This is a genomic window from Collinsella aerofaciens (assembly GCF_041537385.1).
Lineage (GTDB): Bacteria > Actinomycetota > Coriobacteriia > Coriobacteriales > Coriobacteriaceae > Collinsella > Collinsella aerofaciens_BV.
Genome location: NZ_JBGORS010000001.1, coordinates 383,915 through 406,441 on the forward strand (window position 1 = coordinate 383,915; position 22,527 = coordinate 406,441).

At 59.4% G+C, this 22,527-nt stretch carries 23 protein-coding genes; 1 reads left to right on the forward strand and 22 read right to left on the reverse strand.

Annotated elements, in window-relative coordinates; genetic code table 11:
- Positions 1-77 precede the first annotated feature (77 nt).
- Complete coding sequence (locus ACEG18_RS01765) at positions 78-935, forward strand: MurR/RpiR family transcriptional regulator (RefSeq protein ID WP_372541021.1); 858 nt, start codon at positions 78-80, stop codon at positions 933-935.
- 263 nt (positions 936-1,198) lie between these two features.
- Here ACEG18_RS01765 and ACEG18_RS01770 read toward each other — a convergent pair whose 3' ends face one another.
- From ACEG18_RS01770 to ACEG18_RS01875, 22 genes are all read right to left on the reverse strand, one after another.
- A complete protein-coding gene (locus ACEG18_RS01770; RefSeq protein ID WP_372541022.1) occupies positions 1,199-2,827 on the reverse strand; it encodes a DNA repair protein RecN in 1,629 nt (542 codons plus the stop codon).
- Entirely contained in the window at positions 2,817-3,677 is an 861-nt protein-coding gene (locus ACEG18_RS01775; RefSeq protein WP_372541023.1) for an NAD(+)/NADH kinase, read from the reverse strand. Before ACEG18_RS01775 ends, ACEG18_RS01770 begins: the two co-directional genes overlap by 11 nt.
- Entirely contained in the window at positions 3,674-4,477 is an 804-nt protein-coding gene (locus ACEG18_RS01780) for a TlyA family RNA methyltransferase (protein WP_372541246.1), read from the reverse strand. The genes ACEG18_RS01775 and ACEG18_RS01780 overlap by 4 nt, the downstream gene beginning before the upstream one ends.
- Before the next feature lie 8 nt (positions 4,478-4,485).
- A complete protein-coding gene (locus ACEG18_RS01785) occupies positions 4,486-4,752 on the reverse strand; it encodes an exodeoxyribonuclease VII small subunit (protein WP_154515533.1) in 267 nt (88 codons plus the stop codon).
- A gap of 2 nt (positions 4,753-4,754) precedes the next feature.
- Entirely contained in the window at positions 4,755-5,339 is a 585-nt protein-coding gene (gene nusB, locus ACEG18_RS01790) for a transcription antitermination factor NusB (RefSeq protein ID WP_372541024.1), read from the reverse strand.
- A 3-nt stretch (positions 5,340-5,342) separates the two neighbouring features.
- The gene (locus tag ACEG18_RS01795) at positions 5,343-5,705 is read right to left on the reverse strand and encodes an Asp23/Gls24 family envelope stress response protein (protein ID WP_372541025.1); all 363 of its coding nucleotides are present in this window, start codon (positions 5,703-5,705) and stop codon (positions 5,343-5,345) included.
- A gap of 24 nt (positions 5,706-5,729) precedes the next feature.
- Positions 5,730-6,293 (reverse strand): elongation factor P, encoded by a 564-nt coding sequence (gene efp, locus ACEG18_RS01800; RefSeq protein WP_154515524.1) that lies wholly within the window; start codon positions 6,291-6,293, stop codon positions 5,730-5,732.
- A gap of 158 nt (positions 6,294-6,451) precedes the next feature.
- On the reverse strand, positions 6,452-7,582 hold the full coding sequence (locus ACEG18_RS01805; RefSeq protein WP_372541026.1) for a M24 family metallopeptidase: 1,131 nt from the start codon (positions 7,580-7,582) through the stop codon (positions 6,452-6,454).
- Positions 7,583-7,713: 131 nt separating this feature from the next.
- Entirely contained in the window at positions 7,714-8,823 is a 1,110-nt protein-coding gene (locus ACEG18_RS01810) for a hypothetical protein (RefSeq protein ID WP_372541027.1), read from the reverse strand.
- The gene (locus ACEG18_RS01815; RefSeq protein ID WP_099431675.1) at positions 8,820-9,353 is read right to left on the reverse strand and encodes a shikimate kinase; all 534 of its coding nucleotides are present in this window, start codon (positions 9,351-9,353) and stop codon (positions 8,820-8,822) included. The genes ACEG18_RS01810 and ACEG18_RS01815 overlap by 4 nt, the downstream gene beginning before the upstream one ends.
- Positions 9,354-9,361: 8 nt before the next feature.
- A complete protein-coding gene (locus ACEG18_RS01820) occupies positions 9,362-9,859 on the reverse strand; it encodes a YqeG family HAD IIIA-type phosphatase (protein WP_099431674.1) in 498 nt (165 codons plus the stop codon).
- A gap of 1 nt (position 9,860) precedes the next feature.
- Positions 9,861-11,252, reverse strand: coding sequence for an endolytic transglycosylase MltG (gene mltG / locus ACEG18_RS01825; RefSeq protein WP_372541028.1), 1,392 nt, complete (start codon positions 11,250-11,252; stop codon positions 9,861-9,863).
- Positions 11,245-11,673, reverse strand: coding sequence for a Holliday junction resolvase RuvX (gene ruvX / locus ACEG18_RS01830; RefSeq protein ID WP_372541029.1), 429 nt, complete (start codon positions 11,671-11,673; stop codon positions 11,245-11,247). Before ruvX ends, mltG begins: the two co-directional genes overlap by 8 nt.
- A 9-nt stretch (positions 11,674-11,682) precedes the next feature.
- Complete coding sequence (gene alaS, locus ACEG18_RS01835) at positions 11,683-14,340, reverse strand: alanine--tRNA ligase (RefSeq protein WP_372541030.1); 2,658 nt, start codon at positions 14,338-14,340, stop codon at positions 11,683-11,685.
- A gap of 441 nt (positions 14,341-14,781) precedes the next feature.
- On the reverse strand, positions 14,782-16,191 hold the full coding sequence (locus ACEG18_RS01840) for an AI-2E family transporter (protein WP_372541031.1): 1,410 nt from the start codon (positions 16,189-16,191) through the stop codon (positions 14,782-14,784).
- Complete coding sequence (locus ACEG18_RS01845; protein ID WP_372541032.1) at positions 16,188-16,979, reverse strand: RNA polymerase sigma factor SigF; 792 nt, start codon at positions 16,977-16,979, stop codon at positions 16,188-16,190. The genes ACEG18_RS01840 and ACEG18_RS01845 overlap by 4 nt, the downstream gene beginning before the upstream one ends.
- Before the next feature lies 1 nt (position 16,980).
- Positions 16,981-17,358: an ATP-binding protein gene (locus tag ACEG18_RS01850; RefSeq protein WP_372541033.1), complete on the reverse strand. Its 378-nt coding sequence runs from the start codon at positions 17,356-17,358 to the stop codon at positions 16,981-16,983.
- Positions 17,351-17,941 carry a hypothetical protein gene (locus ACEG18_RS01855; RefSeq protein WP_372541034.1) on the reverse strand — a complete coding sequence of 197 codons (591 nt, stop codon included), beginning with the start codon at positions 17,939-17,941 and terminating at the stop codon, positions 17,351-17,353. The genes ACEG18_RS01850 and ACEG18_RS01855 overlap by 8 nt, the downstream gene beginning before the upstream one ends.
- Before the next feature lie 94 nt (positions 17,942-18,035).
- The gene (locus ACEG18_RS01860; protein WP_372541035.1) at positions 18,036-19,385 is read right to left on the reverse strand and encodes a replication-associated recombination protein A; all 1,350 of its coding nucleotides are present in this window, start codon (positions 19,383-19,385) and stop codon (positions 18,036-18,038) included.
- Positions 19,386-19,444: 59 nt separating this feature from the next.
- A complete protein-coding gene (locus ACEG18_RS01865) occupies positions 19,445-20,692 on the reverse strand; it encodes a deoxyguanosinetriphosphate triphosphohydrolase family protein (protein WP_372541036.1) in 1,248 nt (415 codons plus the stop codon).
- A gap of 31 nt (positions 20,693-20,723) precedes the next feature.
- Positions 20,724-21,146 carry a prepilin peptidase gene (locus ACEG18_RS01870; RefSeq protein WP_372541037.1) on the reverse strand — a complete coding sequence of 141 codons (423 nt, stop codon included), beginning with the start codon at positions 21,144-21,146 and terminating at the stop codon, positions 20,724-20,726.
- Between the two features lie 79 nt (positions 21,147-21,225).
- Positions 21,226-22,521, reverse strand: a complete 1,296-nt coding sequence (locus tag ACEG18_RS01875; protein WP_372541038.1) for a glycosyltransferase family 2 protein — start codon at positions 22,519-22,521, stop codon at positions 21,226-21,228.
- Between the last annotated feature and the right edge of the window lie 6 nt (positions 22,522-22,527).

Sequence of the window (22,527 nt, forward strand, 5' to 3'; positions counted from 1 at the left end):
ATCTTGTAACTGAAAATGCCCGTATACTACGACATTACAAAACAAGTCCGATTTCCATGCCAGCCAGGAGCCATCCCATGTCCGATAGCAGCAAGAGCGCACTCTCCCTTATTAGTATGCACAGGGGGTACAGCGAGTCCGAGCAGCGTATTGTCGACTATATCCTAGAGCATCAGTCCGAGGCGCCGCGTCTGACAGCCGCCCAGCTTTCGCGCGCCGCTGCAACCTCCGAGGCAACCGTCTCGCGCTTCTGCCGCAAACTGGGTTTTGGCAGTTTTCGCAGTTTTCAGTTTTCGCTGGCGCGCGATCTGGAGAGTCAGCGCAACGAAGGACTCACTGACGAGGTATCGCTCGACAATATGGAGCAGAGCCTCAAGAATATTCTCGCTGCCAAGGTAAGCGAACTCAATGCGACTATCGATGGCATTGATCACGACACGCTGGCAGCCGTCGTGCACGCGTTTAAGAACGCAGGGGCTATCGAGTTTGCAGCCGTAGGCAACACCAACGCCGTCGCGCTCGACGCGACATTTAAGTTTTCGCAGCTGGGCCTTCGCTGCATGGCAAGCACCATCAGCGAGACCTCGATTGGTTTTGCGCTCACGTTGCGCCCTGGCGATTGTATAGTGCTGATCTCGAACTCTGGCAAGTCGCGCCGACTGAATCGCATGGCGAAAGCGGCTCGCGGCTGCGGTGCTACCGTAGTCGTCATCAGCAGCGACAGCAAGTCTCCGCTTGCTCGCCTGGCCGACTACACCTTTAATACCGTGAACCACGAGGCGCTGCTCACCACGGGCGACTTTGCGTTCTCCAAGATGAGCGCCACGATGATCATCGAGGTTATCTACAACTTCCTGCTGCCCGAAATCGAGGACGCCCGAGAGCACATCAGCTTCTACGAGGAGCTCATCCAGCCGGATAAGGTCGTGGAATAGGTTTTAACAGGGGTCGTTATGTACCCGCCCCTCAAAACTATGCCGGTTTACTACGATGAAATCGGAATATGCGACCACATCGCGTTTTAAAAGAAAACCGCAGGCGTTCTACCTGCGGTTTTCTTTTTGCAATTTTAGCTGTACTCGAGATACGCCCATTCAACGTAGTAAACCGGCATAGTTATTTGACGGTCGGGCCAGACAAGCAAGTGGCGGGGCAACGATTGCTGAAATTTTGTCCCCACCAACAGCGCCGGCTCGTTCTAACCTCGTACTTCTTCCAGCATCTGATTTGCGTGTGCCAGGCTTGCCTCCGATTGATCGCCACTCAGCATACGGGCGATCTCTGCGGTACGGGCGTCCCCAGCCACCTCATCCAGATGCGTTTGGGGAACGTCGCCGGGTTCTTTGCTCACCACGTAGTGCTTATCGGCCATTACGGCAACCTGCGCCAGGTGGGTTACAACAATCACCTGATGCGTAGCGGCAAGATCTGCCAGCACGCTCGCGAGGGCACGTGCGGTAGAGCCGCCGACACCGGCATCGACCTCGTCGAACACCAGCGTATCCACGCCATCCGCGTTGCCGAGGACAACCTTGCTCGCCAGCATGACGCGGCTCAGCTCGCCGCCCGAGGCAATGCGGCGCAGGGGGCGCGGCGTCAATCCGGCTCCGCTGCGATATAAAAGCTCGTAGCTCGAAGGGCCCGCCGACGTCCACTCGGCACGCGGAAGATCGCGCGACTCCCAAACGAGCTCGGCGCCGCCCATTTCCAGGCGCGCCATCTGACAGCCAACCTCGTGGCAAAAGCGCGGGGCTGCCGTATTCCGCACGCGTTTAAGCGCCTTGGCAGCAGCAAAAAGCTCGCGTTCGGCGCTCCCGAGTGCTTCGCGTGCCTTCTTGATCTGCGCATCACCATCGTCTACCAGCGACAACAGCTCTTGTGAGCGGTCGCGCATGGCAAAGACATCGTCCATGGTGGGCCCCCACTGACGCAGCAGGGCCTTAAGATCGGAATAACGCTCGCGCATACGAGCAAGCTCGCGCGGATCGAAGGCGACCCCATCGCGATAGGCGCGCAGCTCGTTGGCACAATCCTCAAGCGAGATGCAGGCATCCGAAAGCGCATCGGCAATGTCGCCCAGCTTTCGGTCGACGGTAGCCATGCGGGAAAGCTCCGCCACGGCACTGTTCACTGCATCGAGCGCTCCCCCCTCGTCTGCAAGTGATGCATGGGCATCATTGGCCGTGGCTACCAGCACCTCGGCATGCTCGGAGCGCGGCAGCAGCTCCTCGAGCTCCTCATACTCACCCGGTTTGGGATCGACCTCGGCGATGCGATCCAGGGCGAAGTGCGCCTCCTCGACGCGACTCCCCTGCGCACGCGAGGCCTCTTCGACGCGACGGACCTCCTTGGCAGCCGCGCGCGAGGCTTTAAAGCAAGCACGGTAGTGCTCGAGCGCCTCGAGTGCCGGGCGCCCTGCCCAGGCATCCACCATGGCAACATGATGCGCCGGGTCGAGCAGGCGCTGGTGCTCGTGCTGGCCGCAAAGATCCACCATCACGCCGACACGCTCCGAAAGTTCGCGCACGCTGGCGATGCGGCCGTCAATTTTTACACGGCTGCGGCCCTCGGCAGAAAGACTGCGCTGCACGGTGAAGCCCTCCGTGTCGTGCGGCCCGTCGAACAGACGCGCCTCGACGCTGGCAAGCGTCTCGCCCTCGCGCACCGTCGACGAATCCGCGCGCTCGCCCAAAATGAGCTTGAGCGCCGAGAGCAGCGCGGTCTTACCGGCGCCGGTTTCTCCGGTCAGAACCGTTAGACCCGCGCTCGGAACCAACGTCGCCTCACGAATGAGCGCAATGTTGGAAACCTGCAGCTCATCGATCATGACGCACTCCGTAGAACACGCGGCTCACTGAGTTATAGAAGCTCTCGGGACCGTAATCCAGCAGCAGCACATCTCCGGGACCGCGACGCACAGCCACGCTCTCGACGGTTCCATCGCAGGAAATAAACTGTCCGTCGATGGCAATCGCCGGCACGCTCGGGCGATCATCGGACATAAAGATCTCGACAACGTCGCTCGGCGAGGTCAAAAAGGCGCGAGCCTGAATGGTATGCGGGGCGATGGGTACGCATACCATGCCCGTGTAATCGGGGCTGACGATGGGGCCGCCGGCGGATAGCGCGTAGCCGGTGGAGCCGGTCGCCGTCGAAACGACGACACCGTCACCGCGCAGGCGGTCGATATGATGGCCGGACACCGTGATATCGAACTCGACCATATCGGACAGGGGCCCGCGAGTAAGCGCCATATCGTTGAGGGCAAACGTGCGCACGACATCCTTCGTGCCGTCTTCGCGCACCGAGACGATATCGGCGGCGATGGTGGCGCGGCGACTCACGTGGAGCTCGCCGGACAGGGCATCGCTCACAACCTGCAAAATGTCGCGCTCCTCGGGACTCGCGGCCGTCAAAAAGCCCAAATGACCATAGGAAAGACCCAAAATGGGAATCTCGCGGTAGTTGAGAATACGAGCCGCGCGCAGCAGCGTACCGTCGCCGCCGAGCGTAATAACCAGGTCGGCATCGTCAACATCGGGTGCACTCTGGATCTTGGAGCGCTGGTCGGCAGCCCATGCGACCTCGTAGCCTTGACGCGAAAGCCAAAGCTCGAGCATCAGGCCACTCTCGACCGCCTCTTGCTTGTAATAATTGGGAACCAGAAAGACCTTCATAGCGTTGCAGCTTTCTCGCTCAAAACCGATACCTGGGATTGCAGTTCATCGTCAGCGCGCTCGCCGGGGGCAAGCCTCGTGCCGTACAGGAAAAACTCAACGTTGCCCTTGGCGCCATGGATAGGCGACACGCACACGTCGCGCGGAAACAGACCCTTGGCGGCAAAGAGCTCAATCGCCGCGACGAGCGTATCGCGGCGGACGGCGGGGTCGGTCACGATACCGCCCTCGCCCACCAGCGCAGCCGGTGCCTCAAACTGGGGCTTTACGAGTGTGCAGAACGAACCCGAAGGCTTCAGGCACGCCAGCACGGCGTCGATGATATTCGCGATGCTCGTAAACGACACATCGCACACGGCCAAATCGATAGCGCCGCCGTAGCCGAGCTCGGGCAGCTGCGTCACGTTGGTGCGTTCATGGAGCGTCACGCGATCGTCTTGGCGCAGCGACCAATCAAACTGGGCGCGACCCACGTCGACCGAAACGACCGTGGCTGCGCCACGCTTGAGCAGGCAATCGGTAAAGCCGCCCGTGGAGCAGCCCACATCGAGGCAGGCAAGGTCCGTCGGATCAATCTCAAACGCATCGAGCGCGCCCTCGAGCTTGAGCCCGCCGCGCCCCACATAGGGAATACGACCCTTCACGTGTAGGGACAGGCCAGGCGTCACCTTAAGACCCGGCGAGGTCAAACGCTCACCGCCACTCGAGACCAAGCCGGCCATAAGAGTGCGAAGGGCATCCGCGCGATCGGCGCAGATGCCCTGTGAAATCAGTTCGTCATCGAGACGCACGCGTTTCATGAATGCCATCAACCATTCGTATCCGGAGACGCGGCCTGGCTATCCTGGGATTCGTTTGCCGCATCCTCATCGTATTCCTGCTCGAGCTTATCGGCCTCGCGAGGCGTCAGCTCAAACTTATCGACCATATCGACCGCGCGGGAGCCCAGCTCAATCGCCTCGTCAAACAGATCGAGCGAACGCTCCAGGGATGTATCCTTGGAGCGAACGGTCGCGATAATCTGGTCCAAGCGGTCCGAGATCTCGTCGAAGTTGCGGACGGAACCCTCTGGCATGGCTACTCCTCGACGGTACCGGTCTCGGCCTCAGCGACATCGGCATCCTCGTCGAGAACGCCGGCCGCAGCCTGAGCGGCGGCAACCTTGGCGGCAGCCTCGGCAGCCTGGGCCTCCTCGCGGGCACGGTCCTCGGCCAGCAACTCTTGATACAAATCCTCGCCCGGCAGCTCATCGCTACGAGCGATCTTGCCCAGCACGCCGTTGACAAACGACGCGGACTGGTCGGTGCCATAGGCCTTGGCAAGCTCGACCGCCTCGTTGATCACGATGGCGTCCGAGACCTCCTCGTCGGTAAGGAAGCGCATCTCATAGACTGCGATACGCAGCAGATTGCGGTCGGCACCGGGCATGCGCATAAGATCCCAGTTCTTGGCGACGGAGCGCAGGGCGCAGTCGATGCGGTCGATGTGTTCGTAGGCACCGCGGCACAGCTCCAGCGCATAGGGGTCGAGGGGACCCTTCGAAATCAGGAAATCGCCCTCGAGGACGCGCTCGAGCGGGCTGTCCGTGGCCTCGGCCTGAAACAGCAGCTGCAGCGCCTGACTGCGGGCAAGCGTACGCCCGCGATAAACCTTAAGGCTCAAAGGTTACTCCTTGGGGAAAACGAGGCCGTCGATGCAAACGTCAACGCGCTCGACCTCGACGCCCACCTGGGCGTCGATGGCGGCGACCACGGCGGCGCGAACAGCCTCGGCGAGTTTCTTGAACGGATAGCCAAAGAACACCACGACGCGCACGGTAAGTGCGAGCTTGTCGCCGATGACCTCGGCCTCGACCGCCGGCTCGGAAGCCGGGGCCTTGGATGAAAACATCATGGAGACAAGGTTGGTGGCAAGGTCCTTGACGCCCACGGAGGCGATGCCCTCGACATCCGTGACGGCGCGCGAGACGATGGCGGTCAGAACATCGGGCGAAATGCCGATGCCGTCAATCTTGATTTCCTGGGGCATGAGTCCTCCTAGAAGAGTTGGTTGCTAGACGCGGGAGACGAACTTGCCGTCGCGGGTGTCAACCTTGATGACCTCGCCCTCGTTGAGGTACATGGGGACCTGGATGACAGCGCCGGTGTCGATGGTGGCCGGCTTGGTGGAACCCTGGACGGTGTCGCCCTTGAAGCCCGGGTCGGTCTGGACGATGGTGGTCTCGATGAACATCGGCGGGGTCACGCCCATGAGCTCGTCGTCGGCGAAGAGCAGCTGGCAGGTGTCGTTCTCGCGCAGCCACTTGGAGTTCTCGCCCACCATGTCCTCGGGAACAGGAACCTGCTCGTAGGACTCATTGTCCATGAAGATGTAGTCGGCGCCGTCGTTGTAGAGGTACTGGAACTCACGGGTGGTAAGCATGACGCTCTCGAACTTGGTGCCGGCGTTGCAGGTGTTCTCGACGACGCGGCCGCTCTTGATATCGCGGGTCTTGTAGCGCACAAACGCGCCGCCCTTACCCGGCTTGACATGCTGGAACTCGACGATGGTGTAGACCTTGTCCTTGATGCGGAGACCGAGGCCATTCTTGAAGTCGGCGGTAGAGATAGTAGGCATAGCGACCTTTCTTGTTATTGGCGAGACGCACAAGCGTCCAAATTACATACGAGCGAAATTATACACTTGCAGACGGCAGCTGCGGCGAGCGCATAAAAAGAGAACGCGGGGCGCCCGAATTGCTCCGGACGCCCCGCCCAAAAATCTATCGAAGAGGGCTAGCAGTCGATAACGTGAAGGTCATGCGATGTCTTGGTGAAGGGCTCGTAGCCGTTCTCGGTGACCACGCCGTAGTCCTCCAGGCGCACGCCGCCCACGCCGGGCAGGTACACGCCGGGCTCCATGGTGATAACCGAGCCGACCTCGATGATGTTCTTGCTGCGGTTGAAGTTGGGCAGCTCATGGATGTCGATGCCCACGCCGTGGCCCAGACCATGGTTGTAGTAATCGCCATAGCCGGCATCGCCGATGATCTTCTTGGAAAGCTTGAAAATGTCGTTGCCCTCGACGCCCGGATGAATGGCGGCGACGCACTCCTCGTGCGTACGGCGCACGAGCGCGTACAGGTCGAGCTGTTCGGGCGTGGGCTCGCCCATCACGACGGTACGCGTCATATCGGAGCGATAGTCGCAGTAGCCCGCGCCGTAGTCCATCAGGACAAAGTCGCCCTTCTCGATCACACGGTCGCTCGGAACGGCATGCGGGTTGGCGGTGTTGGGACCGCTCGCGACGATGGAGCCAAAGGCCAGGCTATCGGCACCGTTAGCGAACATAAAGTTCTCGAGCTCGTTGCGGACCTGCTTCTCGGTCATACCGGGCTTAATATAGCCGAGCATGTGCTGGAAGGCGGCGTCGGTGATCGACTGCGCATGGCGCATGAGCTCGATCTCCTCGGCGTCCTTGATGGCGCGCATCTTGCGAATGTCGTCATGCATCAGCGGCAACATGCAGGCGACGGAACGATCCTCCAGACCACGCTGAATACCCTGGTAGAAATTAATCTGCATATCGTCCTCGACAGCGCAGACGCGGCACTTGTTGGCCGCGATCTTACCGGCGACCCAACCGGGGATGGTGCCCTCGTCCATGTCGTAGACCAAGGGGCTGCCCGCGGGCGTGTTCTCCTCAAAGCTGTTGAGATAGCGCGAGTCGGTATGGAACAGGCACTGGTCGGCCGTAATAAACGCAGCGTGCGGGAACTCGAAGGTGTAATCAAAGACGCCCTTGACGCCCGTAAGCCATCGAAGATTGGCCTCGTCGCGCACCACGATGGCGTCGTAACCGCGCTCAACCATCAGGGCACGGACACGCTCGATACGACCGGCAGGACCGGCAGCAAACTCAGACATGCAGATTCCTTTCTTGTTGTCTTCATAAAGACGGGACGGGCTCAATCAACGTACGGAATCGCGAGCGATTCGCAACCGATTGGAAACCCGCCCCTCAACATGATACGAAAGACTATGGATGTCAATAAATCCTAGAGAAGATCTTTGCGAGAAGCCAAGTATGCGTGAGCATGGCGGTCGAGAACCTCGTCCTCAACGCTCGTTAGACGAATGGCGCCGAGCGCCGCGGGCAGCGGCAACATGCTGCGGTTCGAGCGGACAAACTGCTGCCTGCGGAACTCCTCGATATATGCGGCAGGCTCCAGATCGAAGGCGAGCTCCTCGATACCAAAGTCCTCCAGGCAGTCATCGACCTCAAAGACGTAATCGATATCAAAGTCGCAGGCATCATGTGCTAGGCGCGCTTCAAAGCGCATGCCCTCAGACAACAGCTGGTAGGCAGGGACCTGCGACGCGGCATCGCCCAAGCAGGCGCGCAGGGTACGCTCCCCCGTCTTGCCAAAGTCTAGAGCGTGGCGGGCGCTGGGATTCGTAGCCATCAGTACGTCCTTACGGGCAGTCTGAGACCACTGAACGGCATTGACGAGCGCAACCTCCTCGCCCGCGAGAATCTCGGGGACGGTCTCGGTAAACTGATTCCAGCGGGACTTGCTGCTCGAAAGCATGGTGCCAACAAGTACCACATAGCCGAGTTTGAGGTCATCGGGGTCCGCCTCGCGAACAAGGTCGAGGTCACACACGACCAAGCCCGGCTCGGGACGGAACGCGATAGCGGGAAGCGCATTCGCCGACGAGGCGACGAGCGGCTTCATGGTCGTCGCGACCGTGAGCATAGCATCGAACGTCGTCGGCAGCAAGGCGCACTCGGTGCGACCGCACCACTGATTGGCACACCAGCAAACGACCGAGCAGGTCGCCGTGTCGCCGACAGCGACAACGAGATCGTCGCAGGTAATGCCGTTAGCCGACAGGGCACCAAAGACGGTATCGGCATCGGCCAGCGTGGCACCGGCAGGCGAAACCTCGAGGACGAGCAACGACACGGCAAAACCAGCGTCAACCAGTGCATGCTCGACAGCCTCACCAAAACGCTCGGATGTAGCATCGTTCCAAACCACCATCGCGCGCTTAGGCTTGCCCACAGCCGAGGCAAACATGCGCGGCAGCTCCTCGAACGCGCCCAATCCGACGCGGACATCGACACTGCGGTTTTGGAAATTGATAAGTTGACGGCGAATCATAGCAGTCCACGCTCCAAAAGCATCTCGGCACAAAGGTAGGAAACGTCCTCGAAGGACTTGTTGCGAATATCAAGGGTAATATCGGCGGCCTGGCGATACAGCGGACGGCGATGCTCAAACAGGCGCGCAGCGTGCTCGGGCGAACGGAAATCGGGCCGTGTATCCGAACGGCGAATCTGGCGCAACGAGTCCTCGAAATCGCCCTCGAGGTACACGCATGTACCCATCTCGTGCATCAGTTCAATGTTCACCGGTGTCTCGACGATGCCGCCCCCGCACGATACCAGCAGGCTGCGCTCGCTTTGAAGCGAACGGAGTGCCGAGGTCTCGAGCTCGCGAAAACGGTCCTCGCCCTCAGTCTCAAATATCTCGGTCACCGACTTGCCGCATCGACGCACAACCAAACGATCGGTATCGATGAATCGACGCTTGAACATAGTGCCCACGTTGCGCGCAAGCGTCGACTTGCCCGCGCCCAAAAAGCCGATAAAGAAGATATGGTCGCAGCCGTGTTTAATGTGCTGAGACATGGCGAAACCTATTCCTCGCAGGGAAGGTCGCGCAGGGCCCGGCGCTCAAAGATACGGAAGATCTGCGTGTACCACAGGTCCTGGGTTGCCTGCGGCTTGACCAGAATAGTGTCAACGCCTGCAAAGTTACCGCTCCACACGTCTGTGTACAGCTGATCGCCGATCAGCACCGCCTCGTCCGCCGTGGCGCCGAGGCGCTTAAGACCCGCCTTCAAGGCAAACGGGGCGGGCTTCATGGCGTGGCTGATGGCCTCGAGTCCCAGCTCGCGTGCAGAGCTCATGACCTGATCGCGATGCCAGTTGTTGGACACCATGCACAGCTTAAAGCCTTTGGCGCGGGCGGTATCGAGCCAAGCGGAAACCGCGGCGGGAACCTGCTCGGTGTCGCGCGGCACCAGGGTGTTATCACGATCGAGCAGAATGGCGCGTTTGCCGTCGGCCCACAGGGTATCAAGGTCGATGCGATCGACCGAGGCAACGTATCGTTTGGGGCTAAAAATCCTCATGCTAATTCCAAGACTGTTGATGCTCTTCGTAGGTTTGCGAGAAGTACTCCTCGTCCTGCGTAATGTAGAAATACAGGTCATCGGAGTCGGTCGGCTCAAGCGTGGCCTTGAGCGCCTCGAGCGACGGAGAGCAGATGGGCGTGGGCGGCAGGCCCTCGTGCTTATAAGTGTTATACGGGCTATCGCTCTGCAGGTCGTCGGCGGTAACCTCGCCACCGGTGACATACATCATGGTCGCATCGCTGTTGAGATAGCGCAAACCGTCGAGCTTGCCGGCAAGGCGGTTGTAGAAGACCGAGGCCACGTGCGCACGTTGATCGGCGTTAAGGCCCTCGCGCTCAACGATAGAGGCCAAGTTGACGATGTCGTAGTCGGACATCTCCACACCGTAGCGTTCCTTGATCTTGGCTTCGCAGCTCGCAAAGTCAAGCGACTTGTACTCAGTCTTAAACTGATCAAGCATGGCGCGAATCACGTCATCGGCCGTCGGCGAATCACCCAACGAATAGGTCTTGGGGAACAAGAAACCCTCGAGCGAGTCGTTGGCGGCGCCCTTAAGGAAGCTATAGTCGTCCACGTAGTTGGAGGCCTTGGCCTGGTTGAGGAAGTCTTCCTTAGAGATGCTGTCGTAGGCCTGGGCCACACGGTCGGCAACTTGATCGACTGTTAGGCCCTCAGGGATAGTCAGCGCATTGGAGCCCGCGTTGGGGCCTTCCATGAGCTGCTGAACAACCTTGGTCGCATCCATGAGCGTGGTAAACGAATAGGTGCCAGGCTTAAGCGACATATCGGCGTTGAGCTTTTTCACCGCCGCATAGTAATCCTTGGGATTCTCGACGATATGGTTCTCGGAGAGAATCGAGGCGATCGTATCGCCCGAAGCACCGTCGGGAATGGTCACCGTAACCTGCTGACCAGCCGTGACCTTCGTATCCTCACCGGCGAAGAAGCCCTTGACGGCCGGCACGACAAAGAAAGCGATCGCAGCAAGCGCGAGCACGGCGACGACGCCACCGATAATCATAGGCACCGGGGAGCTTTTCTTTTGAGCACCGCGACGAGCATGTGTGTTGTAGCTCGAGCGGGTCGCCGGAGCAACGCCATGCGAACCACGAGCGTGATGCGAATGCGATTGGGGGGCCTGCGTTCGCTGGGTAGGTGGCTGCTGCTTAAAGCGGGTGCCGCCTGCAGGCTGGGCCGTACGAGCAGTGGGCTGCTGAGCCGCGTGAGAAGCCGGATGCTGAACCGAACGAGCAGAAGGCTGCTGACCCGTCCGTTGAACAGGTTGGGCCGAACGAGAGAAGGACTGCACCGGGCGCGCGGTAGGCTGAGCAGGGCGCGGCACGGGCTGACGTGTACGATTCTGCTGGCGCGGATCAGAAGCACTAGGCATGCGAAACCTCCTCGTTTATACGATCGAGCCACGTCTGCAAAAACAGGCTGGCGGCGATCATGTCGACCTTGCCCCTCATCTGCTTTTCGCTGAGGCCCTGCTCGCGCAGGATACGCTTTGCCTCTTGCGAGGACAGGCGCTCGTCCTCAAACTCCAACGGAAGATCGAGCTCGTCGGCAATCTTTTGCGCAACAGCGGCAACGCGCTCGGCCTGGGGACCGGGCTCACCGGCCATGGTCAGGGGACGCCCACTTACCAGGATATCGGGCTCATAGTCCTCGACCAGGTAGCGGAACGTCTTGGCCATACTGGTGACCTCTGCAGCCGGGAGCACCTTGACAGGCATCGCCATCTTGCCATCACGGCTCGAGACGGCGATGCCGATCCTGGTCTCCCCTATGTCCAGCGCGAGCGCGACCACAGCGACTACTTAGGCGCCGAGCGCGGTCTTGGCGGCAGCGAGGGCATCGGCGATACCGGCAGCGTTCTTGCCACCGGCCTGGGCCATGCTGGGACGGCCGCCACCGCGACCGTCGACCAGGCCCGCGATCTGCTTGATCACGTTGCCGGCGTGGAAACCGGCCTTCACGGCGTCATCGGAGCCGGCGGCGAGCAGGGCCGGGGTGCCCTTCTCGGTCACGCTGGCAACGACGCAGGCGACGGGGCCGGAAACCTTCTGGTGCACGGTATCCCAGACGTTGCGCAAATCGGCCGCCTCAAGGCCCTGGAGCTCAGCGACAACGAGCTTGTAGCCGTTCAGCTCGACAGCGCCCTCGATGGCGCTGGAGATCGCATCGGAGGAGCCGCCGGTCAGCGCCTTCTTGAGCTTGTTAGACGTCTCGCGCAACTCGGCCTGCAGGTTCTCCACTCGAGCGGGAACCTCGTCGACGCGGCACTTGAGCGCAGCGGCAGCGGCGTCGACGAGTGCCAGACGGTCGGCCATGTAGTCGAGGGCGCCCTTAGAGGTCACAGCCTCGATACGGCGGACGTTGGAGCCCGTAGAGGACTCGGAAATGATCTTGAACAGGCCGATCTCGGCGGTGTTGGCAGCATGCGTACCACCGCAGAGCTCGCGAGAGAACGGCTGGTCCTCAGCACCCACGGAGACGACGCGGACGACGTCGCCGTATTTCTCGCCAAACAGGGCGACAGCACCGGCAGCCTTGGCCTCATCGATGCCCATAACGCGGGTCACGACCGGCTTGGAGGCGAAGATCTGTTGGTTGACCAGGTCCTCGACAGCCTTGAGCTGCTCGGAGGACAGGGCCTCGAAGTGCGTGAAGTCAAAGCGAAGGTGCTCGGGCGTCACCAGCGAACCGGCCTGGGAAACGTGCTCGCCCAGGACCTGCTTAAGGGCCGCGTCGAGCAGGTGCGTAGCGGTGTGGTTGCGGCGCAGGAAACCACGGCGCTCGGCGTCGAGCGCGGCAGTCACGATAGTACCGACGGTCAGCGTGCCCTCAGCGACGTGCGCGACGTGGGCATACAGGCCGTTGTGGTTCTTGGTATCGGAAACGGTCAGCGAAACGCCCTCGGCGGAAAGCTCGCCGGCGTCGCCCTGCTGGCCGCCCATCTCGGCATAGAACGGGGTGCGGTCGAGCACGACCTCGACGTCCTCGCCCGCGGCAGCGGACTCGACGGACTCGCCGTTGCGCACGATGGCGACAACCTTGGCGCCCTCGATCACATCGTTGTCATAGCCGTCGAACTCGGTCGCAGCGACCTTGTCGGAAAGCTCGACCCACACGTCGTTGAAGCTGCCCCAGGCGTCGCCCTTGGCGTTGGCGCGGGCGCGGGCCTTCTGGTCCTCCATGCAGGCGGTGAAGCCGTCCATGTCGACGTCATGGCCGGCGGTGCCGGCGATCTCGACGGTCAGGTCGATGGGGAAACCAAAGGTGTCGTGCAGCTTAAAGGCAACGTCGCCCGGAAGCACAGCGCCCTCGGCGAGTGCGGCCAGGGCCTCATCCAGGTAAACGCGGCCGTTGTCGAGCGTCGTGGAGAAGCGCTCCTCCTCGGAAGCAACGATACCCTTGACGAGCGCGACGTTCTTGAGCAGCTCGGGATAGGCCTCACCCATCTGAGCGTTGACCTCGTCGATGAACTTGGTCAGGAAGGCACCCTCGATGCCCAGCAGGCGACCGTGGAACACGGCGCGGCGGAGCAGGCGGCGAAGGACGTACTCGCGACCCTCGTTGCCGGGCAGAATACCGTCAGAGATCATGAAGTCAACGGCACGGGAGTGGTCGGCGATGATGCGCAGGGAGCGGCTGGCTCCGGAGTAATCGTCGGCGTCATAGGTCTTGCCGCTGATCTCCTCACCGAGCTTGATGAGGTGCTGCATCAAATCGCCGTCGTAATTGGCGGTCTTGTGCTGCATGATGGCAGCCATGCGCTCCAGGCCCATGCCCGTATCGAGGTTGCGGTGCGGCAGCTCCGGCATGGAGCCGTCCTCCTGGCGGTCGTACTGGGTAAAGACGAGGTTCCAGAACTCCAGGAAGCGGTCGCAGTCACAGCCGGGCTTACAGTCGGGGCTGCCGCAGCCGACCTCCTCGCCCATGTCAAAGTAGATCTCGGAGCACGGACCGCAGGGGCCGGTGGGGCCAGCGGCCCAGAAGTTGTCGTCCTCGCCCAGGCGGGAAATATGGTCCTCGGCAACGCCCAGGGAGCGCCACACGTCGTGGGTCTCGTCATCCTCGGTAAAGACGGTAAAGTACAGACGGTCGAGCGGCAGCTTGAACTCCTTGGTGATGAGCTCAAAGGCCCAAGCGCAGGCCTGCTGCTTGGAGACGCCACCAAAGGAGAAGTCGCCGAGCATCTCGAAGAAGGACAGGTGACGACCGTCCTCGCCGATGCAGTCGATGTCGTTGGTGCGGACGCACTTCTGGCAGGAGATCGCGCCGATCTCCTTCATGGTCTTCTTGCCCTGGTAATACTCCTTAAACTGGTTCATGCCGGCGTTGGCAAGCAGCAGCGAAGGGTCGTCGGGGACGAGGGACGAAGAAGGATAGAGCTTAAGACCGCGCTCCTCAAAGAAGTTGAGGAACTTGGAGCGGATCTCGGCCGTAGTCATTGACGGGTAGTCAGCACTCATAGAGGGAATCTCCTCGATTTCACATCGAAACAGTTCAAACGTAACGATATTACCATCCAACCGCCCCCGTGCAAAAAAGAGGGTCGCCAAACAGCGACCCTCCAGCGAAAGTGCACGTTATTTAGGACTGAGCAATCCTTTTAAAAAACTGTTTTAGTAAAATACCATATAAGACTCGACCGGAAGGAACGATCGATGAAAAGCAAACGATTTGTCCTGAATGCACTTCTGGTAGTAGCGCTTTTAGCGCTCTTGGCATTCTCCTGCTGGTACGCAAACCAACCAGCATTTGGCTACGTATTGTATACAGTAATGTCCGGCGATAAGGCTTATTTCACTCTACGCGCAATTGACGTTCTCTTTTTCTATGTAGCCGGCCCCTTATCAATCGCTTTGCTCGTGTTTCTTGTCATTTACAACTTCAAGAAACGTTAATAGGACTTATTTAGAATCCGAATCGTCCATGGAGCCGTCGATGCCGGTTTTGGTATCGTCCGTGCTGGAATCGTCGTCCTTGGCGAAGGGGTTCTTGAAGAAACCCGTCGCATCGGGCTGCAGGCCCGAGAGCTTAATCCAGGGATTCTCGAGCTCGGGCTTGGGCATGGCCTGGGCCTCGGGCGCAGTCTCGTTGCCGATGAGCTCGGACTCGTAAATGAATGTATCGTCTCCAAGCGCGTCATAGGCGGCGACCGGGTTACCCTCGGTATCGCGATACGGCGTGCCCTTAAACACGGCGCCATCGTATGCCACGAGCTGGCGGCCGGTCTCGTTCTCAAAGTAGTAGACGAAAATGCCCTTGAGGGCCGCGCATAGCGGAATAGCGATGACCATGCCGATGGGACCCATGAGTGCCGAACCAATAACGAGCGCCGTCAGGCTCATGACGGGATGCACCTGCACCGAACTCTGCATGACCTTGGGGGAAATGACGTTATCGGTGACGTTTTGAGCCACCATGGTCACAACGAGCGTCCACAACGCAAGCATGGGGCTGAACATAAAGCCGAGCACCGTGGCGATCGCCGCGCTTACCCAGGGGCCAACAACCGGGACCAAATGCATGATGCCGGTAAAAATGGCCATGAGCGCCGCGTAGGGATGGCCGATGAGCGTAAAGCCGATAAAGGCGAGGATGCCACCGCAGATGGACGTCACGACCATGCCGCGCATATAACCGCCGACCGAGCGCGAAAGAATCGCGACCATAAAGCGGTACGAGGTCTCCTTTTCCTGGCCAATGATGGTGCAGACCTCGTGGTGCATACGGGGATAGTCGCAGGCCAACCAATAGGCAAGCACCAAGCCCAGGAAGATGACGAACAGCTGCGAGGCCGTGTTGCTAATGAGCGGGAATACACCGCGACCGAGCTCGGCAGCGATTTGTGATACATACTTAGACGCCACAGTAACCAGCGAGGACAGGTTATCGTCCAGGTACTCCTTGAGAGGCGTGTTGTTGAGCGTCTTGGCATGCGAGATCATCTCGTTGAGATCACCGCCCGCAACGCGAAGCTGCTCAGGTAGACGGCTCAGGACTTCCATAATCTGACCGAGCAAAATAGGCGACAGGATACAGACGACACCAACGAGCGCGGCGACGACGACGATAAGCGCGATAAGCGAACCAATGCCACGGTTGACGCCGTGATGCTCGAGCCAGTTGGTGATTGGTGACATCACAAAAGCGATGATGGAACCGACAGCGAGAAACTCGATAACCGGCGCCAGGATACCCATAAGGTTAAAGATGACGGCGGCGATGACAATGCAGCCGACGACAGCCCAAATGCGAAGCGTCAGAATACGGGTATCGCGCAGCGTGCGGTCGGTTTGTTGGGGGTGCTCACTCATGAACGAACCATAACTCCGTCGGGGTCAATCTTATCTTGAATCTTCTTAAGGGTACGGCGCAGCAGGCGCGAGACCTGCACCTGCGAGATTCCCAGCTTCTTTGCGATCTCGATCTGGGTCATGCCCTTCACAAAACGCAGCTCGATAACCTCGCGCTCGCGCGGCGAGAAATCACGGATGGCTTCCTCGATTACCAGGCGGTCATCGGTAAAATCGAGCTCGTTGTCGTCGTCGGCGTAGCGGTCGAGAATCGAGGGTGCATCGTCGGAATCGGACGCACCGGGAGCCTCGATAGGTACCGAGGTATAGGCCGAGGACGACTCCATGGCCTCCAGCACCTCGTCAACGGTCACGTCCAGGTACTCAGCGATTTCTTCGACCTTAGGCGAGCGCTGCAACTCGTTGGTAAGCTTGTCGGTAGCCTGGTTAACCTTGGCAGAAAGCTCCTGCAGACGGCGCGGCACGCGCACGCTCCACCCCTTGTCACGGAAGTGACGCTTGATCTCGCCCAGGATGGTAGGCGTGGCAAACGTGGTGAACTCGAGTCCGCGCTCGGGATCAAAGCGGTCGATTGCCTTGAGTAGACCCAGGTATCCGACCTGCATAAGGTCGTCAAGCGGCTCACCGCGGTTCTTAAATTTGTTGGCAAGAAACCTTACCAGGTTCATGTGGGACATGACGAGCTGCTCGCGTGCGTCCGGATCACCGGTCTCTTTGTAGCGACGAAACAGCTCGCGGGTTTTCTCCTTGTCCCAAGCGGTCTTACCGCTCCGGGAACGTTCGATCATATTAGATATCCGCCTTGAGATCGAGGGAAAGCGTCAGGGGCGCCTCAGTCTTTTCATAGGAATCGCACACGCTCGCCAAAATGAGCTCGGCATACACAGCAGCCTGGTCATCCTCATCGACAGTCGCCTGGTCACCAAAGGTAAAAGTCATGCCCACGTGAGATTCGTCGACGTCGAATATGATCGAGATGTCGTCGGAATCAACAGCCGTGCAGCCAAAGATAAAGGCTTCCTCGGCAGCCATACGGATGTCCTCGATGCGATCAACGGACATGGAGCACAGCGCACCGACATTGGCGGCCGTCATACGTACGAGACGCGCCAGACGCGGATCCCCGGCAACAGTCAGCGTGATGGGGCAAGTTGCTTCGCTACTCATCGCAGGACTCCTCGGAGGACTCGGCGGGGGTGTAGGTGTAATACTGGGCTGCTTTAGCAGCAGGCTTCTGTGCACCATCGTCACCAGCAGCGGCATCGTCCCCGGCTTCGCCAATCAGGACACGCTCGGTCGGCTGCTCGGCTTCGGCTGCAGCGGAAAGCTTGCGCTCGGCGTCGGCCGCGGGAGCCTTCACCTTGTTAAAGAGTTTCTGCACGGCACCGGCCGCAGAGTCGGTCACGCTCGACACAGCATTGCTGGCCTCGGCCATGCTGCCCGTAACCTCGGAAATGTCGCGAACAACCGCCTCAACCTCGACGAGGTTGGAGGTAAGGGCATCAACTGCCGTCTTACTCGACTTAAGCAGCGGCTCCATCTGGGCAAGTGCCGGCGTAAGCTCGTCGACAGCGCCGTCGAGTTTTGCCACCACCGGCTGCGCCTCGGCGATCGTATTGTTAAGGTCGCTCACCGTCTTGTCGAGCGAACCAACGACGGTACGGGTCTTTCGTAGCGTGAGCGCGAGCTCGATAACAGCCCACACACCGGCAACGGCGAGCAACAGCAGGGCGATTTGAATGGGACTCATACAAGCCTCCCGAAGGAATCGAAATACAGACGCTTTTCATGGTACCCCAAAGAAGGGGAAAGTACCCAAAGGGAATATACGGGGTTCCTATAACCTACTTGGGCGCGTTACCGCTACGATCGCGCTCGCTTTGCTCTACACGCCACTCTTCCCAGCCGCGGCCGGCAGGCTGCCAAAACGCACCGCGCTCCAGCCCCTCGGGCAAATAGCGCTGATCGACCCAGCCTTCGGGATAATCATGCGGATACTTATACGCACCGTATTCGTCGCTGCCCGGGCGATGACGGTCGCGCAGATAGCTCGGCACCTCGCGCAGCCCACTTGAATGGATATCGGCCAACGCCGCATCGATCGAAGCCTCGCACGCGTTGGATTTTGGCGCCAGGCACACATAGAGTGCAGCCTGAGCCAGGTTAATGCGACACTCGGGATAGCCAATGACCTCGGCAGACTTAAACGCGGCATGTGCCACCAAAAGCGCCTGTGGGTCGGCGTTGCCAACATCCTCGGAAGCCTGAATCATAATGCGACGAGCGATAAACTTGGGGTCCTCCCCTGCGTCAATCATGCGCGCAAGCCAATAGATCGTGGCATCGGGATCGCTACCGCGCATAGACTTAATAAACGCACTAATGATGTCGTAGTGCATGTCGCCGTTTTTGTCGTACGAAAAGCCACGACGCGGGTTGGCAATCTTTACATCATCCACGGTAATGGGATAACGCTCTCCCGCCGCCGGCGCTGACGTACCCTCGGTATCGGGACGCGTGACGGCAATCTCGCTCGCAAGCTCGAGTGTCGTGAGCGCCGAGCGAGCGTCACCCGCTGCCAGCGTGCAGATGGTCTTAACCGTATCCTCATCGACCGAGAACTTGCCGTTCAAACCCTGCGGCGCCTCGAGCGCACGCTCGATAAGCATGGCAATATCCTCGTCCTTGAGGTGCTCAAGCTCCACCACGCGACCGCGCGAGAGCAACGCCGAGTTGACCTCGAAGTACGGATTCTCCGTCGTGGCGCCAATCATAATGACGGTACGGTTCTCAACTGCATGCAGCAGGGCATCCTGCTGCGACTTGGAAAAGCGGTGAATCTCATCGATGAAAAGAATGGTGCGGCGGTCGTAGGTATTCAGGCGCGTCTTGGCCTCGTCAATCACGCGACGAAGGTCCTTTACAGTGCCCGTCACGGCGCTGACCTCGACAAACTCGCTCTTGGTATGGTTGGCGATAATGTGGGCCAGCGTCGTCTTGCCTGTACCGGCCGGCCCGTACAGGATCACACTCGAAAGCACGTCATGCTCAATCGCGGCACGCAACCAAGAGCCCTTACCGACGGCCTTTTGCTGGCCCACGTACTCGTCCAGCGAATTAGGGCGCATGCGCACCGCAAGCGGCGCATTCTGAAAGGAACGCTCACGCGTCGAAGCAGAAAAAAGGTCGTCCATAGCCATCCCGTGCATCAATCAAAAACGTTTTCACCTACAGTATACCGAAAATATACGAACTACCGTTCGTTAATATAGGTACGGTGCGGAAACTTCAAGCCCGGGAACAGCTTGCTCGTGAGCTCGCAGAAATAGCCATCTGTCATGCTCGCAATGTAATCCACTACGGTCTGATCTATATCGTCCTGCCAGGCATAGGTGCGTTCGTAGTAGGAAAGCTGCCGCTCAATGCGAGAAATGTGGTGCTTAAAGATGTAAGAAGACTCGTTGCCTTCGTTTATATCCTGCAGGCAACGGTCGTAGAGCTTTTCGAAGGCCTCGCGCAGCTCCGCTTCGGAGTCGCCTTCAATGCCGCCCTTGCTATAGATCTTCTCGTAGTTCTCGCGCTTGGCTCGGCGGATCTCCTCAAACAGGTCCTCGCTCATCTCGATGCGTGGCTTGCCATAGCTGTGCTCGACGATATCGATGGAGGCATGCGTGAGGATCCAGCTGTTGTATCCTCCGACCAGGTCATCGTCAAAAGCGTCAGGTGACAGCAGGCCTGCCGCAATGGCGTCTTGGCGATCGCGCCCAACGTAGGCAAGGATATCCGAGATGCGAACCACGCAGCCTTCGAGCGTCATGGGGCGCAGATGCTCAATTGCGCTATAGCCCGTAGCAATGCATTCCTCGACGGTTCGGTCGAACTGGTCAAAGGAGCTCAGGTCCGAAAGCTCAAACACACGCTGTTCGTACTCACCGTTGTGGCATAGCACGCCATCGAGCGTCTGAAGCGACACGTTGCGGCCGTACAGCGCGTCGAGCACGCGGACCGACTGAACGTTATGGAAAAAATAACGACCCGTGTGCTCGTGATAGATATTGTTGAGAAAACGCTCACCGGCATGACCGAAGGGCGTATGACCCAAGTCATGACCTAAGCCAATCGCCTCGATCAGATCGCAGTTGAGCCCCAGAGCACGTCCGATATCGCGAGCGATGCGCGAGACAAGCTGCACGTGCAGGCCGCGACGCGAAAGGTCGTCATTGCTGCGAAAACTGAAGACCTGCGTTTTGCCTGCATAACGGGTGTATGCGGGCAGATGCAGAATCTTTTCGGTATCGCGCATGAAGGCCGGACGCATGAGCGTGCCCTCGTCTGCGGTCCGATCGACACGTCGGATGACCTGGTCGTCACCGCATCGATAGGGATTAACGACACCCGAGGCGCGGTCGGCGGCGATACGCTCGACCAACTCGGGCGACAACGCCGCGGGAATGCGATCCATCCGCGCCTTGATGGCGGCTGTCTGTTGATTGGTTGCCATGGCATGCTCCTTAAAAAGGGCGCGCAAACGGTTACAGCGTACTACCCACAACCTCGATTATGGCAAATATTGGCACCAAAAACGGCAGCAAAGGCAGGGAGCGCGATTTTGTGAAGAGGCAGGAGGAGGCAAGGGCAAGGAGCGAGGCAGCAAACGCAACGATGCCACCCAGTGGGTCAAGAGTGCAAAGGGCAAAGAGCGCCTTGGCATCTCCCATGCCAATGCCAGGGGCGTGGCGAACACGACGCCAGAGTGACTCAGTAAGCACAAGGGCAAGGTAGACGATGACAGCAGGACCGGCGTGGTCAAGCGCCGTGTTAACGCCCTTGTCGAGCCAAACGCCCGCAAACGCCGCCACGGCACACGCGCCGGCAAGCGCATTCGGAAACCGCTGCTCACGGAGATCAATCACCGCACCGGCAAAAGCGCAGATCCAAAACGGGATATAGACCATCGAGCACCTCCTCGAGCTGCATCGCAAAAGCAAAAACCACCACAAAGGCGCTGTCCCTTTGTGGTGGTTTTGATGCTGGTTATTTGGCGCCTTGCATGACCTCGTCGAGGGTAACGCTCACGGCGTGCTGCGTCGGCACCCAGTCGACCTTCAAGAACAGCGCTGCCACCGTAATGGGGATATAGCTGAACATAAAGATCGGGAAGGTAAACAGGTTGGTCACCAAACGCCACTTTTGCGCGCAATGAATGTGCTTGTACTCAAAGATGGTCGTGAGCAGCGCCAGGATAAAGAAGGTCTGGTACATCATCGCGAACGTCATGATAAGCGAGGCAGCACAAGCCTGCATCTCAACCTCAGTAGCCAAGAAACCATGCGAAAGGCCACCCACAATCAAGAACGTCGCATTAGCGAGCATCGAGATCAAGGACAGCAGCATACCAGGGGCGATGGTCATGAACATGTCGTAAGCGGCAAAGCGATGGTAGCGGAAGGTCGATTTGACAAGGTGCTTACCGTAAGTAAAGAACACCTGGTAGAAGCCCTTGGTCCAGCGCATACGCTGTTTCCAGGACGCCTTAAACGTCACGGGCTGTTCGTCAAAGAACTCCGCCGGCGCATAGCCAATGCGAATGCCGTGAATGGCGCAGAACGTGGTGAACTGAATGTCCTCGGTCAGCGTATGGAACTGCCAACCGTGCATGCCCTCGATCACGCTCGCCGAGATAAGGTAACCCGAACCCGAGACAGCGCAGGACGTCTTGCAGATATTACGCGCATTGTTAAGGAAGCGCGCCTCGCGCAGATACCACGTAGCATTAGCCGCCGAGATCCACGAGCTGCCGAAGTTCTTGGAGTTGCGATAGCTCGTGACCACATGGAAGCCCTGGTCAAAGGCATCGTTCATCTTGGACACGTAATCGCGGGAGATGACGTTATCGGCATCGAAAATAAAGTAGCCCTCAAAGGTATCGGGATACTCGTTAAGAATACGGTCAAAGCCAAAGTCCATGACCCAGCTCTTACCCTTGCGGGCCAGGTCGTTGCGCTCATAAACGATGGCGCCCGCCTCGCGCGCGAGCTGCGCCGTGTTGTCGGTGCAGGCATCGGCGACCACGAAGACCTCGATAAGCTCGGACGGATAGTCCTGATCCTTGATGGAGCGAACGAGGTTGGCAATCACGGCCTCCTCATTATGCGCCGCAATAAAGAAGGCATAACGATGGAGTTTTTTTGCCTTGGGAGGCGCGACCTCACCACGGAGAGCGCCAATGACAAAGAAGACCACCTGGTACAGAAAGCAGACCGTGAGCAGCGTGACGACAATCTGGTTGAAGATCACGATGGGTGTGTTGGTATGTAAAAAGGCGAGCATGCAGGC